This is a genomic window from Neisseria elongata subsp. elongata (assembly GCF_900113545.1).
Classification (GTDB): Bacteria; Pseudomonadota; Gammaproteobacteria; order Burkholderiales; family Neisseriaceae; genus Neisseria; species Neisseria elongata.
This window is the reverse complement of the sequence record NZ_FOPS01000005.1, coordinates 1-14840: the sequence shown is the minus strand read 5'-3', so window position 1 is coordinate 14840 and position 14840 is coordinate 1. Positions and strand designations below refer to the sequence as shown.

At 57.4% G+C, this 14840-nt stretch carries 15 protein-coding genes and 1 rRNA gene; 9 read left to right on the top strand and 7 right to left on the bottom strand.

The annotated features are described in order from the left end of the window. The first annotated feature begins 66 nt into the window (after nt 1–66). A complete protein-coding gene (waaA, locus tag BM261_RS05985; protein ID WP_074896315.1) occupies nt 67–1326 on the top strand; it encodes a lipid IV(A) 3-deoxy-D-manno-octulosonic acid transferase in 1260 nt (419 codons plus the stop codon). 663 nt (nt 1327–1989) lie between these two features. Here waaA and BM261_RS05980 read toward each other — a convergent pair. From BM261_RS05980 to BM261_RS05950, 7 genes are all read right to left on the bottom strand, one after another. Next, nucleotides 1990–2829, bottom strand: coding sequence for a complex I NDUFA9 subunit family protein (locus tag BM261_RS05980; RefSeq protein ID WP_074896312.1), 840 nt, complete (start codon nt 2827–2829; stop codon nt 1990–1992). 227 nt (nt 2830–3056) lie between these two features. After that, nucleotides 3057–3884 (bottom strand): fatty acid desaturase family protein, encoded by an 828-nt coding sequence (locus tag BM261_RS05975; RefSeq protein ID WP_074896309.1) that lies wholly within the window; start codon nt 3882–3884, stop codon nt 3057–3059. Then, a complete protein-coding gene (locus BM261_RS05970) occupies nt 3881–4279 on the bottom strand; it encodes a hypothetical protein (protein WP_074896307.1) in 399 nt (132 codons plus the stop codon). The genes BM261_RS05975 and BM261_RS05970 overlap by 4 nt, the downstream gene beginning before the upstream one ends. Before the next feature lie 27 nt (nt 4280–4306). After that, nucleotides 4307–4684, bottom strand: coding sequence for a hypothetical protein (locus BM261_RS05965; protein ID WP_003770784.1), 378 nt, complete (start codon nt 4682–4684; stop codon nt 4307–4309). Then, nucleotides 4681–5094 (bottom strand): thiol-disulfide oxidoreductase DCC family protein, encoded by a 414-nt coding sequence (locus BM261_RS05960; RefSeq protein ID WP_003770786.1) that lies wholly within the window; start codon nt 5092–5094, stop codon nt 4681–4683. The genes BM261_RS05965 and BM261_RS05960 overlap by 4 nt, the downstream gene beginning before the upstream one ends. Nucleotides 5095–5144: 50 nt before the next feature. Next, on the bottom strand, nt 5145–5615 hold the full coding sequence (locus BM261_RS05955; protein ID WP_074896304.1) for a DUF2269 family protein: 471 nt from the start codon (nt 5613–5615) through the stop codon (nt 5145–5147). A gap of 27 nt (nt 5616–5642) precedes the next feature. Then, entirely contained in the window at nt 5643–6026 is a 384-nt protein-coding gene (locus BM261_RS05950; protein ID WP_074896301.1) for a DoxX-like family protein, read from the bottom strand. Between the two features lie 405 nt (nt 6027–6431). Between BM261_RS05950 and BM261_RS05945 the strand changes: the two genes are divergently transcribed. The 8 genes from BM261_RS05945 to BM261_RS05910 all read left to right on the top strand — a co-directional run. Continuing rightward, nucleotides 6432–7397, top strand: a complete 966-nt coding sequence (locus tag BM261_RS05945) for a siderophore ABC transporter substrate-binding protein (RefSeq protein ID WP_074896297.1) — start codon at nt 6432–6434, stop codon at nt 7395–7397. Between the two features lie 188 nt (nt 7398–7585). Next, entirely contained in the window at nt 7586–8554 is a 969-nt protein-coding gene (locus BM261_RS05940) for an ABC transporter permease (protein ID WP_074896294.1), read from the top strand. Nucleotides 8555–8570: 16 nt separating this feature from the next. Continuing rightward, on the top strand, nt 8571–9542 hold the full coding sequence (locus BM261_RS05935) for an iron chelate uptake ABC transporter family permease subunit (protein WP_074896291.1): 972 nt from the start codon (nt 8571–8573) through the stop codon (nt 9540–9542). A gap of 78 nt (nt 9543–9620) precedes the next feature. After that, a complete protein-coding gene (locus BM261_RS05930; RefSeq protein ID WP_074896288.1) occupies nt 9621–10379 on the top strand; it encodes an iron ABC transporter ATP-binding protein in 759 nt (252 codons plus the stop codon). Between the two features lie 102 nt (nt 10380–10481). Continuing rightward, a complete protein-coding gene (locus tag BM261_RS05925) occupies nt 10482–11393 on the top strand; it encodes an AAA family ATPase (RefSeq protein ID WP_074896286.1) in 912 nt (303 codons plus the stop codon). Further along, complete coding sequence (locus BM261_RS05920) at nt 11377–12324, top strand: DUF58 domain-containing protein (RefSeq protein WP_074896283.1); 948 nt, start codon at nt 11377–11379, stop codon at nt 12322–12324. The genes BM261_RS05925 and BM261_RS05920 overlap by 17 nt, the downstream gene beginning before the upstream one ends. Nucleotides 12325–12439: 115 nt before the next feature. Beyond that, nucleotides 12440–14422, top strand: coding sequence for a transglutaminase family protein (locus BM261_RS05915; protein ID WP_074896280.1), 1983 nt, complete (start codon nt 12440–12442; stop codon nt 14420–14422). Between the two features lie 333 nt (nt 14423–14755). Next, a 16S ribosomal RNA gene (locus tag BM261_RS05910) occupies nt 14756–14840 on the top strand; the annotation flags it as partial.

Sequence of the window (14840 nt, the reverse complement as noted above, 5' to 3'; positions counted from 1 at the left end):
AATAAAGCCGTATCCGCAGAGGCCGTCTGAAAGCTACAATAACGCTTTTTCAGACGGCCTTCGAACATGACACCGCTTTCCCTGCTGTACCGCGCCCTTTGGCAAATCGCCCCGCCGCTTATCCGCCGCTACCTCCGCCGCCGCGCCGTCAAAAACCCCGCCTACCTCGACTATTGGGACGAACGCTTCGGCCGTCCGCATCCCGCGCCGCTGCAAAACGCCATCTGGCTGCACGCCGTATCCGTGGGCGAAACGCGCGCCGCCGAACCGCTCGTCCGCAGCCTGCGCCGCCGCTTTCCCGACGCGCCGCTGCTGATTACCCAAATGACGCCGACGGGGCGCGAAACGGCGGAAAAACTGTTTCCCGACGCGCAATGCCGCTACCTTCCCTACGACCGTCCCGATTATGTGGCGCAGTTTCTCGACGAACACCGCCCGCGCTTCGGCATCCTGATGGAAACCGAAATCTGGCCGCACCTCATGGCCGCCTGCCGCGAACGGAACCTCCCCTTATTTCTCGCCAACGCCCGCCTGTCGGAAAAATCGCAGCGCGGCTACCTCAAGGCCGCTTCCCTTATCCGCCCGGCCTTGGCCGCCCTGAAAGGCTGCTATGTCCAAACCGAAACCGATGCAGGCCGTCTGAAAAGCTTGGGCGCGGCCGACCCGAAAGTGTGCGGCAACACCAAATACGATATTTCCCCGCCGCCCGAACAGCTGGAGAAAGCCGCCGAGTTCAAACGCAAAATAGGCGGCAGGCCGACGGCGGTATGCGGCAGCACCCGCTTTTACCGCGACCAAGACGAAGCAGAACTGCTGCTGCGGGCTTGGCAGTCCTACCGAGGCGATGCCTTGCTGGTGATTGTGCCGCGTCATCCCGAACGCTTCGAAGCCGTTTTTCAGACGGCCTTAACGCTGGGTTTCCGCACGCAGAAACGCAGCGACGGCCAAGCAGTGGCCGCCGATACGCAGGTTTGGATAGGCGACAGCATGGGAGAGCTTTATGCCTATTACGCCGCCGCCGATGCCGCCTTTGTTGGCGGCAGCCTGGTGGACAGCGGCTGTCAGAACATCATCGAACCGATTGCCTGCGGCCTGCCGACCGTGTTCGGTTTTTCCACCTACAATTTCGAACAAGCCTGCCGCAGCGCAACCGAGGCGGGTGCGGCCGTTCAGGTGCGCGATGCCGACGAATGGCGCAAGATAACCGAACAATGGCTTTCGGACGACCGGCTGCGCCGGCAGGTATCGGACTGCGCGGAAGGTTTTATCCGCCGCCATCGTGGCGCAAGCGAAACCATCGCTTCACTGATTGCGGAGGCCGTCTGAAAATATAATCCATCGGATAAGGACGCTCCATATCGCCATCAGCTGACGCAAGGCCGCCGCGCAGGAGGAGTTTGGAAGTTTGGCTGTGTAACAGATTTTAAATGTTTCTGAAAATCCGATGCCTGGATTCCCGCCTGCGCGGGAATGACGAAGCAAACCGGTGCAGGCAGATGGCGGCAAGTGGTCAATGCCGTATTGATTGCTCGTGTGTTGGTTGTAGTGCCCCGATGATTGCGGAGGCCGTCTGAAAATATAATCCATCAAATAAGGACGCTCCGGATCGCCATCAGCTGACGCAAGCCCGCCGCGCAGGGGGGAGTTTGACTGTGCAACAGATTCTAAACGTTTCTGAAAATCCGATGCCTGGATTCCCGCCTGCGCGGGAATGACGAATTCTGCTATGGGTGGTGTGAGCGGCGCATTCGTGTTTGGATTTCCGCCTGTGCGGGAATGACGAAGCAAACCGGCGCAGGCCGTCTGAAAAGATGTGGATACGGCGAATTTTGTTTTAAACCGATGTGTGGTGTCGCCCCGCCGTATCCAGCCGCTTGAGCGGATTGGTTCAGAATCCGGCCGTTTTGCAGTTAAAACGCCCGCCGTATATCACGGCGGGCGTTTGATTTTTTCAGACGGCCTCTTTTGGCCAAGGATAGTCGGTGCGGGTTAATCGAGGCGGTAAAACTCGTCCGCACCCAGCGGTTCGCGTTCCAGCAGGGCGGCGAAGGCGGCGGTGTCGGCGCAGGAGCCTTGTTGCAGCAGGGTGATGCTGTCGGGGCTGAGGAAGCCGTCGCTCAACAGATTGGCCGGCGGCAACATCGGGCGCAGGAGGGGGAGCGGGATGGAGGCGGTTTGAAACGGCGGTTTGCGGTGCACGGTTTGGCGCAATAGGTTGAGGTAGTCGGCCAGTGTCAGTTTCAGACGGCCTGTCATGTGGATGACGCTGCCGTGCGCCGACGGGGCGTTCAGGAGGCGGGCGAGGCCGTCGGCTACGTCTTCGGCATGCACGGGTTGGAGGTCGAAACGGCCGCCGTCCGGCAGGGGCAGGACGGGCAGGCGCGCCAGTTTGAGGAAGGCTTCGCAGCTGCCGCCGCCGCGCCCGTATACCACGGAAGGGCGTGCCAAGACGGTGTGCGGGCCGTTTTCGCAGACGGCTTCGTCTCCGCGCCCTTTGCTGCCGACGAAGGCGACAGGATGTGCGGGGTCTGCGCCGAGGGCGGAGAGTTGCAGCCAGCGGGAAACGCCCGCTTCTCGCGCCCACGCCGCCAGTTTGGCGGGGGTATGGTGGTGGACGGTTTCGAGCAGGTCGCGGCGGCGGCTCATGATGCCGACGCAGTTGGCGACGGCATCGCAGCCTTCCAGCAGCGGCATGGCGGCGGATGCTTCGGGGTTCAGCAGGTCGAGTTCGCGGCGCGACGGGGTGCGGACTTGGTGTCCGGCTTCGCGCAGGCGGCGGGCGAGGCGGCTGCCGATAAAGCCGCTGCCGCCGAGCAGCAGGATGTTCATGGTGTTTTCCTTGTTTTCTTTGTCGTTGGGCGGGGGATGCTTGAGGCCGTCTGAAAGCTTGAATGTGCGGCCGGCGTGTGTTTGGGCATTCGATATTCCGTTGGCCGGCGGTTTGGAAACGGATGGTTGTCCGCGTTGTCCGTTTCGGTTGTGAAACCGCCTTCCGGCTTTGTTTTCCTGTTTTCAGACGGCCTCCGTACCGGACGGGGAGGCCGTCTGAAAAGGTTTTAGGTGTGCAGCAGGCGTTTGAGCGGGCAGGGTTGTTTTTTCGGCTGCGGCAGGACGCGGTGCGCGCTCCATTCCGGCGCGGCGGCATCGAGGCGGCGGGCGAGTTCGGGCAGGTGGTTGGAGGGAACGGCGGCAAACAGGTGGTGTTCCATGTGGTAGAGCAGGTAAACGGTGGCGAAGTTTGCCCAGGCCTGACGTTCGGTGCGGGCGTATACGCCGTGCGTGTCGCAGTCGTGGTGCACCGACCAGACGGCGAAGAAGCCGACCAATGCGTTGGCCGCTATCATGGCGGCGGTGTGGTAAAGCAGTACGGGGTGCCGCGTGATGAGGGCGGCGGCGATAAAGGCGGCAATCAGGAACATGTCGAGGCGGCTGCGGCTCCGGGTGGTGCGGCTGCCGTGCATCAGGCCCTGCCATTGGATGCGCACGGAAAACAGGCCGCCGAACAGGATGGCTTTCCAGGCGGGCAGGCGTGCCCAGTTGCCTTCCACGTCTCCTTCGCCCAGCGGGTCGCGGTGGTGTTGCAGGTGGGTGTGGCGGATGGCGTGGGTGCTGCACAGCATGGCGATGCTCAGCAGGTGCAGCATGATGCGTACGCCCGGACGGTTCAGTCCTATGCTGTGGTGGTAGCAGTCGTGCGCCTGCCGCAGGGCGCAGGTGAAGAAGAAAAACGACATGACGAGTGCGGCAAGGTATTGCCCGTATGCCGCAAACAGCCAGGATGCGGCCAAGAACGGCAGGGAGAGCAAAACGTTGAAGGCAATCTGGCGGCGGTTTAAGTGCAGCAGGTCGCGCCATTCGATTTGGGGTTTTTCGGTCGGTTTCATTTTTGCTGTTCCAGTTCGCCGATGCGGTATCCGGCGGGTATTGAGGGTTCTTTTTTCTGCAACAGGCGGATTTGCTGCCGGATTTGGTAGGCCAGCACCAAAAGCAGGATGACGCCGCCCAAGATGGCGCAGCGCATGGCGATAAGCAGGTTGGCGGCCGCGCTGAGTTCGAAATCCGGTGCGAACGCCAGGACGCACAGGAGCGGGATGAAGACGGTCAGCCCGGCGTAGAGCCGCTGCCAGAACAGGCCGCTTATTTCTTTGACGTTTTCGCGTTCGTCGTTGCAGAGGGAGGCCAGGACGTGCTTGAGCTGCGGGCCGACAATCAGCCAGCAGGTCAGGCTGGTGAGGAGGGAGACGGCGGCCGTCATGATAACAATCATCAGGTTTTCCATGGTGTTTCCTTTCGTTGTTCCGGCGGGTCAGTAAGTCAGCAGCAGGCGGCGGGCGGTTTCGTTTTGTTTCCGGCAGTAGGCGGCCATTTCCTGCGGTTTGCCTTCGAGGGCGCGTACGGTTTTTGCACGGGAACCGACGAACTCAAGCAGTTCTTTTTCGATTCGGGCAGCTTGTGCGGCATCACCGCCGGCCATGCGGTTTTCGCATTCTTGAACCCGGCGCAGGTGGGCGGTCATTTTTTCCGGCGGCAGGGCGGCATCTTGGCTGTCGGGCGGACAAGGCATGGTGAAGACGGCGATTTCCATGTTGTCGCGGAAGACGCGGGGGCATTGGGACAGTCCGCCGTCGTCGGCGGCAAAGGCGGCGCAAGGCAACAGCAGCAGGGGGAGCAACAGTTTTTTCATTTCAGGTTCCTTTCTAAAGGTTTGATGCGGCATACGCCGTTTTCGCATTGAGGACGGGGCAGGAGCCACGCCGGGAAGCGGTAGCGGTTGCGGGCGAACCAAGGGTAAATCAGGTCGGCGAGGCGGTCGAGCAGCGGCAGGTTGGCCAGTTTGACGAGGGCAAAGCCTTTAAATCCGCGGTACATCAGCCGGACGGCCGGCATTTTGCCCAGCATGACGCCGTCGTTGCGCAATATGTGCAGGTAGGTCAGCGCATCTTCGGCGGTAATGCCGTATTGTTTCAATGTTTCTTCGTTGCCCTGAATGGCGACGGCTTTGAAATATTCCGCGCGGTTGTCTTCCAAAATCAGGGCGATTTCGCGGATGCAGATCGGGCATTCGGCATCGTAAAAAATTGTGTGCTTGTCCATTGCGTTACTCTATAGGGCGGTTCGGGTTTACAGGCGGGTTTCAGACGGCCTCAGGCGGGTTTGAGCACCATCAGGAAGTAAATGACGACTGTGGCGCAGAAGGCGGGATAGCCCAGCAGTTCCCAAATCCGCGCATAACGCCAGTATTTTTGCGGCAGGCTGTTTTCTCCCGCTTCGTGTGCGGCCTGCGCCATTTTCGCCAGACGGATTTGCAGCCAGACCACGGGCAGCCAGCAGATGCCGCTCAAGATATACAGGCCGATGGTCCAGGCTATCCATTTTGTGTCGAAGGATAAGTGAGCCTGCGACATCATCCACCAGCCTGACAGCGGTTGGAAAATCACGGCGGGTGTGGTGAACCACCAGTCGGCCTTGATGACCCATTTCGACACCACCGCCTGCGCCGGCACTGAGCCGCTGCGGTTGGCCCAGAAGAGGTAGAACGCCGTGCCGAAGCCGGTGCCGACCATCAGCGTGGCTGAAAGGATGTGCAGGGTTTTTACAATCAGATAGGTGTTCATGATGTCGTTCCTCGAATAAACGCGGTTTTACTTTTTCAGACGGCCTTCATGCCGCAGGAAGGCCAGCATTGCCAAAATCGGCAGGTTTTTTACCAACGGTGCGAACGGGTGCAGCCACATTTGCGGCAGGGCGAACGCGATAATCAGGCTGTATGCCGCCACCGTTGCCGCTTGTACCGCCCAAAGTGCGGGTAGGCGGCGCGCGCGGCTGAAACACAGCAGGCCGAAGACGATGTCGAGCAGCGATGAAGCCAGCAGCAGCGGCCATTGGAAGGCCGTCTGAAAACCGACTTCGGCCAAGAGGGAAAGCGATTCCTGCGGCGCGGTCAAAACCGGTTGCAGCCCGCTCCACAGCCACAGGATGCCGAGGGAGTAGGGCAGGTAGTCGGGGATTCTGTGTTGCTGGTTCATTTTTAAAATTCCTAAATTTCTGTCTAAACAGAAATTTTAAGTCAAAAAATTTTTGTCGCGGCGGTTTGCCGGAATAACGATACGGCAGTTTATTCAACTTTTATTCAATGCTGTTTCAGTATTTATATTGCAGCATTTTCTCTTCAAGCCGTTTTCAGACGGCCTGGATGTTTGGAATGGCTGCATTGTATTTTCAGTCTATAATTTCTGTCAATACAGAAATAAAAATAAATTTGAAGCCGGTAGAAGTAAAATCGATATTACTGTTTGTTAAAAACGGTAGTTTTATGAGAAAATGAAAGAGAATAATTATTTTTAAAAAGGCCGTCTGAAAGTGCCGATTAAGTTTTCAGACGGCCTTTTGACAGGCAGATATTTTTTTATCTTTTTTTGGAGTGATGTTTGATGAAATTCCGTTCCGTTTTCATGACTTTATCTTGCGCATTTGCTTTGGCCGCCTGCGGCGGTCAGGACGGCTCCGCTTCGGTGCCGGCCGGTTCTGCCGCAGCCGAAGTGCCGGCCGGCTCGGTTAAAGTCCAAACCGCGCACGGCGAAGCCGTTGTGCCGCAAAACCCCGAACGTGTGGCGGTTTACGATTTGGGTGCAGTCGATACATTGAGCAAATTGGGCGTGAAAATCGGCGCATCTGTAGATTCGCAGAATTTGGCGTATCTGGATGTGCCGCTGAAAGACGCGGTAAAGGCGGGTACGCTGTTCGAACCGAATTACGAAGCCTTGAACGCCTATAACCCGCAGTTGATCGTTATCGGCAGCCGTATGGCTAAAGATAAGGTGTCCGACGAATTGGCCAAGCTTGCGCCGACCATCGATATGACGGCGCAAACGGACAATATGAAGGAGAGTGCGAAGGCGCGCATTGATGCTTACGGCAGGATTTTCGGCAAGCAGGCCGAAGCGGATGCTTTGAAGGCGGAAATTGATAAGACGTTTACCGATGCGAAGGCCGCCGCGCAGGGTAAGGGAAAAGGGCTGGTGATTTTGGTGAACGCGGGCAAGTTGTCGGCCTTCGGCCCCGATTCGCGTTTGGGCGGTTGGATACACCGCGATATCGGCGTGCCTGCGGCGGACGAGGCGATTAAGGAAGGTTCGCACGGACAGCCGGTTTCTTTTGAATATATCAAGGAGAAAAATCCGGACTGGCTGTTTGTCCTCGACCGCAGTGCGGCGATAGGCGAAGAAGGGCAGGCGGCGCGCGAAGTGCTGAATAATCCGCTGGTGGCGCAGAGTACGGCCTGGAAAAAAGGCCAGGTGGTGTATCTGCCGCCGGAAACTTATCTGGCCACAGGCGGTGCGCAGGAGCTGCTGAATGCGGGCAATTTGTTGAAGGATGCTTTTTCTAAGGCGAAATAGGCGTTAAATTTTTTCAGACGGCCTTGATGCGCGGGATGCCGCCATGAGGCCGTCTGAAAGTTTGTGCGGGCTGTGCGCGGATGTTGTGTGGCAATGTGATGCGATATTCCGACACGCGGGACTGCGTATAAAGCCAAACGGGTGTGACGCCCTCAACGGCGGGGCTTCAACCATTTAAGGAAATAATCATGAAACGACAGGCATTGGTGTTCAATCTGGCCAATCTGTTGATATTGCTGCCGCTGTTTGCATTGAGTTTGTCGGTCGGGGTGGCGGAATTTCATTGGTCGCGGATTTTTTCTTCGGCCGACAGTATGCAGTTGATGCTGATCAGCCGCCTGCCGCGCACCTTCGCGGTGGTGTTGAGCGGTGCGTCGCTGGCGGTGGCGGGCATGATTATGCAGATTTTAATGAAAAACCGCTTTGTCGAGCCTTCGATGGTGGGGGCGAGCCAGAGTGCGGCCTTGGCCTTGCTGCTGATGATGCTGTTTGCGCCGTCCGTTGCGCCGCTGTTGAGGATGTCGGTCGGCGCGGCGGCGGCGATGGCAGGGATGCTGCTGTTTATGGCGTTGATTTCGCGCCTGCCGCCGACGGCGCAGTTGATGGTGCCGCTGGTGGGGGTGATTTTCGGCGGAGTGATTGAGTCGGTTACGCTGTTTATCGCTTATGAGCAGGAGATGATGCAGGCTTTGGGCGCGCTGTTGTCGGGTGATTTCTCCAATATGATGCAGGGACGTTACGAGCTGCTGTGGATAGGCGGTGCGGCGGCGGCATGCGCTTATTTGATTGCCGACCAATTGACGATTGCGGGGCTGGGCGATTCGGTCAGCGTCAATCTCGGCCTGAACCGCACGGTGGTTTTGTGGTCGGGGCTGATGATTGTGTCGCTGATTACTTCGCTGGTGGTGGTTACGGTGGGCAGCATTCCGTTTATCGGGCTGGTCGTGCCCAATATCGTCAGCCGTTTGATGGGCGACAAGCTGCGTGCGAGCCTGCCGGCGGTCGCGCTGATGGGGGCTTCGCTGGTGTTGGCCTGCGACATCGTCGGCCGGACGATACGCGCGCCGTTCGAGATTCCCGTATCCACCGTGTTCGGCGTGGTGGGGACGGTGTTGTTTTTGTACCTACTGATGCGCAAACCCGCGCACGCCGTCTGAAAAAGGGAGGTGCCGAATGTCGAAGGAAAAAACGGCCGCATTGTCCGGCCTGTACCACCCGCTGTGGCCGGCTTTGGCCCTGCTGGCCGCATCCTGCGTGCTGTTTATGACGCTGGGTGCGAACGGGCATTGGGATTTCGTCTTACCAAGGCGGGGGATGGTGCTGGCTTCGCTGCTGCTGGTGGCGTATTCGGTGGGCGTTTCGACCCTGCTGTTCCAAACGCTGACCAACAATCCGATTCTCACGCCGTCGGTGCTGGGTTTCGATTCGCTGTATGTGTTTTTGCAGACGCTGCTGGTGGCGGTGTTGGGCGGCATCGGTTATTCGTCTCTGCCGCAGACGGGCAAGTTCGCCTTCGAACTGGCGGCGATGGTCGGCGGTTCGCTGCTGCTGTTCCAAACGCTGATGCGGCAGGGCGGGCGCGATTTGGCGCGGATGATTTTAATCGGCGTGGTGTTCGGCATTTTGTTCCGCAGCCTGTCGTCGTTGCTGCAAAGGCTGCTCGACCCCGAAGAGTTTGCCGTGGCGCAGTCGAGCACTTTTGCTTCGTTCAATACAGTGAACGCCAAGCTGCTGGGGGTATCGGCCGTTATCGCGCTGGTGTCGGCCTTCTTCCTGTGGCGCGAACGGTATAAGTTGGACGTGCTGCTGCTGGGGCGCGATCAGGCGGTAAATCTCGGCCTGAATTACCGGCGCGATATGTTGTGGATTCTATTCTGGATTGCGGTTTTGACGGCCACGGCCACGGCCTTGGTCGGGCCCGTGAGCTTTTTCGGCCTGCTGGTGGTGGCCTTGTCCGACCGCTTTTGCGGCAGCATCCGCCACAGCCTGCGCCTGCCGATGGCCTTTCTTACCGCATCGGTGCTTCTGGTGGGCGGGCAGACCGTGTTCGAACACCTTTTGGGCATGAAGGCCGTGTTGAGCGTGGTCATCGAATTTGCCGGCGGACTGGTGTTTTTATGGCTGGTGCTGCGAAAGCCGAAGTAGTTTTTTCAGACGGCCTTTTACTTTGTAAGGCCGTCTGAAAACCACATTCCAATCAAATGAAAACAAGAGAATAATACAATGATTTCCATCCAAAACGTCAGCCACGGCATAGGCGGGCAAACCATATTGGACAATGTCAGCCTCGACATCCCGCAAGGCGGCATCACCGCGCTGATTGGGCCCAACGGCGCGGGCAAATCCACCCTTTTGTCGTTCATGGCGCGGCTGCAACCGCTCAAACACGGCAAAATCACCTGCGGCGGACTGGACGTAACGGCCACCCCGACCGCCGAATTGGCCAAAACACTCTCCATCCTGACACAGGAAAACAACATCGTCAGCCGCATCAGCGTGCGCGACCTGCTCATGTTCGGCCGTTATCCCTACCATCAGGGCAGGCCGTCTGAAAACGACAAAGCCATCGTTGAAAACGCATTGGCGTCTTTCCAGCTTCAGACGTTTGCCGAACGCTACCTGACCGAGCTGTCGGGCGGACAGCGGCAGCGGGCGATGATAGCCATGGTGTTCTGCCAGCAGACCGATTACGTTTTGCTGGACGAGCCGCTCAACAACTTAGACATGTATTACGCCCGCAACCTGATGCAGCTTTTGCGTCGCCTGACCGACGAACACAGCCGCACCACCGTCGTCGTCCTGCACGACATCAACCAGGCCGCCGCCTACGCCGACCACGTCGTCGCCATGAAGGGCGGGCGCGTCGCCATGACCGGCCACCCCAACGAAGTCTTCACCGCCGCCAACATTCGCGAATTGTTCGACATGGATGTGGACGTTTTAGACTACAAAGGCCGGAAACTCGTCGTGCACCACGTCTGATGGCGCACGGCGATATATCGGGAGGCCGTCTGAAAACCCTTTTCAGACGGCCTCATGCTACAATCCGCCGCTTCGACGATTTATTTGAGACGCATAACGATTATGGCGCAAAACATACAGGCAGCCCTGCAACAGCTCAACACCCTAATCCTGGGCAAAGAAGACGTACTCAAACAACTGCTGGCCTGCATTTTGGCCGACGGCCACGTTTTGTTGGAAGACGTGCCGGGCGTAGGCAAAACCACGCTGGCGCACGGTGTGGCGGCGGTGCTCGGCCTGGACTACCGCCGCGTGCAGTTCACCAACGACATGCTGCCTTCCGACCTCTTGGGCATCAACATCTACCGCCCGAACGAAGGCAAATTCGAATTCCACCCCGGCCCCGTGTTCCACTCCTTCCTGCTGGCCGACGAAATCAACCGCGCCTCGCCCAAACTGCAATCCGCCCTGCTTGAAGCCATGGAGGAAAAGCAGGTTTCGGTGGACGGCCGAACCTACCGCCTGCCCAAGCCCTTCATCGTTGTGGCGACGCAAAACCCGACCGAACAGCTCGGCACTTTCCCGTTGCCCGAATCCCAGCTCGACCGTTTCATGATGCGTTTGAGCATGGGCTATCCCGCCGCCGAAGCGGAAAAAATGCTCTATTTCCACGGCGACCGCCGCCGCGTGCTGCCGAAAATACAGCCGGTCTGCAATGCCGAAACCCTGACGGCCTGGCAACAGCAGGCGGCACAGACGAAGTTTGCCCAAGCCGCTGCCGATTATGTGTTCCGGCTGGTGCAGGCCACCCGCCAGCCCGGCCTGTTCGTTACCGGCCTCAGCCCGCGTGCGGGACTGGCCGTCGTCAATGCCGCCAAAGCATGGGCGTTCATGCACGGACGCGGCCATGTGCTGCCGGACGACATCAAGGCCGTTTGGATTTCCGTGACCAACCACCGCCTGCACCCGCTGCAACAGGGCGGCAGCAGCACGCAGCTGCTCAACGGCATCCTCAATCATGTGGCCGTTCAGTAAACCCCTGCCCGCGCCGTCCGTCGGACGTTCGCCCGCCTTGTCCGCCATCCGCTGCCGCCCGACGCGCTTGGGTGCGGGTATGGCGGTCGTCGTGGTTTTGCTGTGGCTGGTCGGCGTCAATTACCAAGTCAATTTGGCCTATGCCGCCGCCTTTTGGCTTTTGGGCTTCCTTATCGTTGGCGTGCTGCTGACCCTGCGCCAGCTTTTGTCCTTGCAAATCGACGTGGAAATGCCTAAAGAAGTGTTTGCCGGACAAGAGGCCGAACTGCACCTGCGCGCCGTGAACAACCGTAGGCAGCGGCAATTGTGGCTGTGCAGCGAAGATGATTTTCTAAACGGCGACAGGCCGTCTGAAAACCTGTGGCAGGCTTGGACGGTGGATGCGGCAGGGGAGAAAGAGTTCGTTTGGCGCGTTCCCGCACGCCTGCGCGGACGGTTGCGCGTGCCGCCGCTGCGTACCGCTTCAGTTGCGCCGTTTGGCCTGATTGCCGCCCAATGCGTCTGGCACTGGCCGAGCGACGCGCTGGTGTATCCCGCGCCGATAGCGCATACGCCGACGCAGGCAAGGCCGAAGGCGGACGTTCAGGCGGCTGAACGCCGTCTGAAACCCGGCGGCGACGAATTGGCCTACCTTCAAGTGCATCAGGACGGCATGCCGCTGCAGCATGTGGCATGGAAAACTTATGCCAAAACAGGCGAAATGATGTCGAAACGCTTTGAAGAACTGCAGGCAGTGGCCGACGACCGTATCATTTCCTACCGGGATTATCCGGCGGGTACGGATAACGAACGGCTGGCAGGGCTGCTGTGCCGCCGCGTGCTCGATGCCGAACGGTTTGGTGCGCCGTATGTGTTGGAGCTGCCGCGCCGCACCATCGCGCCGCAAAACGGCCAGCGCGAAATGTGCCTTGCCGCGTTGGCGCTGATGTAAAGACAAGAGGCCGTCTGAAACGGCCTTCCATACGGGCGCAATCTATTTTCACCGTGTGTGAGCCGCGCTTTCAGACGGCCTCAAACGCCACAAAACCTACGGAAACGTTTTTTCCATGCTGATATTGAATCCCGCCTTTTTGGAACAGATACCGCCGCGCAAAGTGATTGCGGCGGTTTTGCTCGCATTGGTTTGGGCATCACTGCCGCTGCTGACGACGCTGCCTGCCGGCATCATTACCGTGTTTGGCGGCATGCTGTTATTGCGTTTTGTGCTGCTGTATCTGCGGGCGGGTAAACTTCCGACCTGGTTCTTGATGATTTTACTGGTGGCAGCAGGAGCGGTCGTGTGGCAGCAGTTGGGTACCGTCATCGGCCGCGAGGGCGGCATTTCTTTCCTGCTGTTGATGATTATGCTGAAGGCTTTTGAAGGCCGGGCGATGCGCGATTGGCAGGTGCTGCTGCTGTCCATGCTGTTTCTGATCGGTTCGGCCGTGTTGTTCAACCAAAGCCTGCTGACCGGCGCATGGCTGCTGTTGGCCTTGTTGTCCGTCAGCCTGTGTTTCGCGCTGCTTTGCGGGCTGACCGTCGGTACGGCCGTGCGGCAAGGTTTGTTGGCCTTCGGCCTGACATTGCCGCTGATGGCTGTGTTGTTCGTCGTGATGCCGAGAAAAAGCGAGCCATTGTGGCGCATACCGCAGCCAAAGCAGGAACAGGCGAAAACCGGCTTGTCCGATACGATGGAGCCGGGCAATATCGGCAGCTTGGTACAAAGCAACGAATTAGTGGCCAACGTAACCTTCGACAACGATATCCGTCCCCGTCCGGAACAGCTTTATTGGCGTGCGGTGGTGATGGCGGATTTTGACGGGAAAACATGGCGGGCGTTGCCTGTGGCGATTGATGATCCTACTGCAAATGTGCGTTCAGACGGCCTCAAGGTGTCGTATCAAATGATTTTGCGGGATCAGAACGGCATTATTCCCGTTTTGGATTATCCGCTGGCTTCAAATAATCACCCGCCCGCCGTGTCCGTCCGGTTAGGAAACGTTATCCGTGTCCGCAGCAGGGAGGGTTTGAGGCGGGTCAATCTGCAATCCAGTGTTTCCGATTTTATGCCGCAAACCTTGCAGGAATTTGAAAAACAGTATTATCTACGTTTGCCACCAAGCGGCAATTTCCGTACCCGCCAATTGGCGCAACTACTGGCCGGAGAAAGTACATCCACACGGCAGTTTGCCGATAAAGTCCTCAATTATTACCGCAGGCAAAAGTTCGCCTATACCTTGCAACCGCCCCTATACAACAATAACGACGGCATCGATGATTTCATGTTCGGTAGTAAACAGGGTTTTTGCGAACACTATGCCCAAAGTTTTGTCGTAATGATGCGTGCAGCGGGCATCCCGGCCCGTGTCGTCACCGGTTATCTCGGCGGCGACTATCAGGAGAACGGTAATTTTTGGCAAATCCGCAGCAAAGATGCCCATGCATGGGCAGAAATTTGGCTTGAAGAAGAGCAGGCGTGGCTGCGTATAGACCCCACGACTGCGGCGTCCGCACAACGCCAAAGCGGCGGGTTGAGCAATGCCTTGCCTGAAAACGAATGGCAATTGGTATCCGGTGGGAATAACGACCAAATTTGGAACCGATGGGCAGAGAGCGGGCAGTTCTATTGGCAGCAATGGGTTGTCAATTATGATGACAGCAGTCAAAACAACCTGTTTGCAAAAATAGGACTGGGAAAATTCAATTTTTCTACCGGTATCTTAGTAGGATTCGGAGGCATCCTGGTTGCTTTGTTGCCTATTGCTTGGTGGTGGCTGCGAGGCAGGAGGAAGGAGCAAGAACCGTTGGCAGAGGGCTTCCTATTATTGAAGAATGTGTTGCTTGGTTCAGAAGATGAAACCCTGCCATCCGTTACTGCTTCAGAACTGATCGAAATAATGAAGCAAAATAATGCAGAAGATACAGAAGTAACCCAGGTATTGCACCAATATGAAGAATGGCTGTTTGCTTCTGATACGTTGCCAAGTAAAACAGAAGAAAGACGATGGTTGAATAAAGTAAAAAATGTTGCCCAGAAATATGCAGAATAAAAAATCAATTAAATGTTCATATAAAACATGCTGATAAGCAATTTCCCATATTTTCTTGCAATATTTGTTTGACAGTATTTTCGGATGTGCGTATAGTTCGGTTCTTCGCCGCTTCGGCGGCGTATTTTGACGGTTGAGTTCCGTTTCTTTTCAGAAATAGTTTGACAAAAAGAAGCGGCGTGCTATAATAATCGTCTTTGCTCTTTAACAAACAGATTACCGATAAGTGTGAGTGCTTAGGCCTCACACTGTTTAGAAGACAGACAAGATGATGTTTTGAACATTATTCTGTCGGTTTCTTTGAAGCAGACCAGAAGTTATAAGTTAGAGATTGAACATAAGAGTTTGATCCTGGCTCAGATTGAACGCTGGCGGCATGCTTTACACATGCAAGTCGGACGGCAGCGGGGTAGTGCTT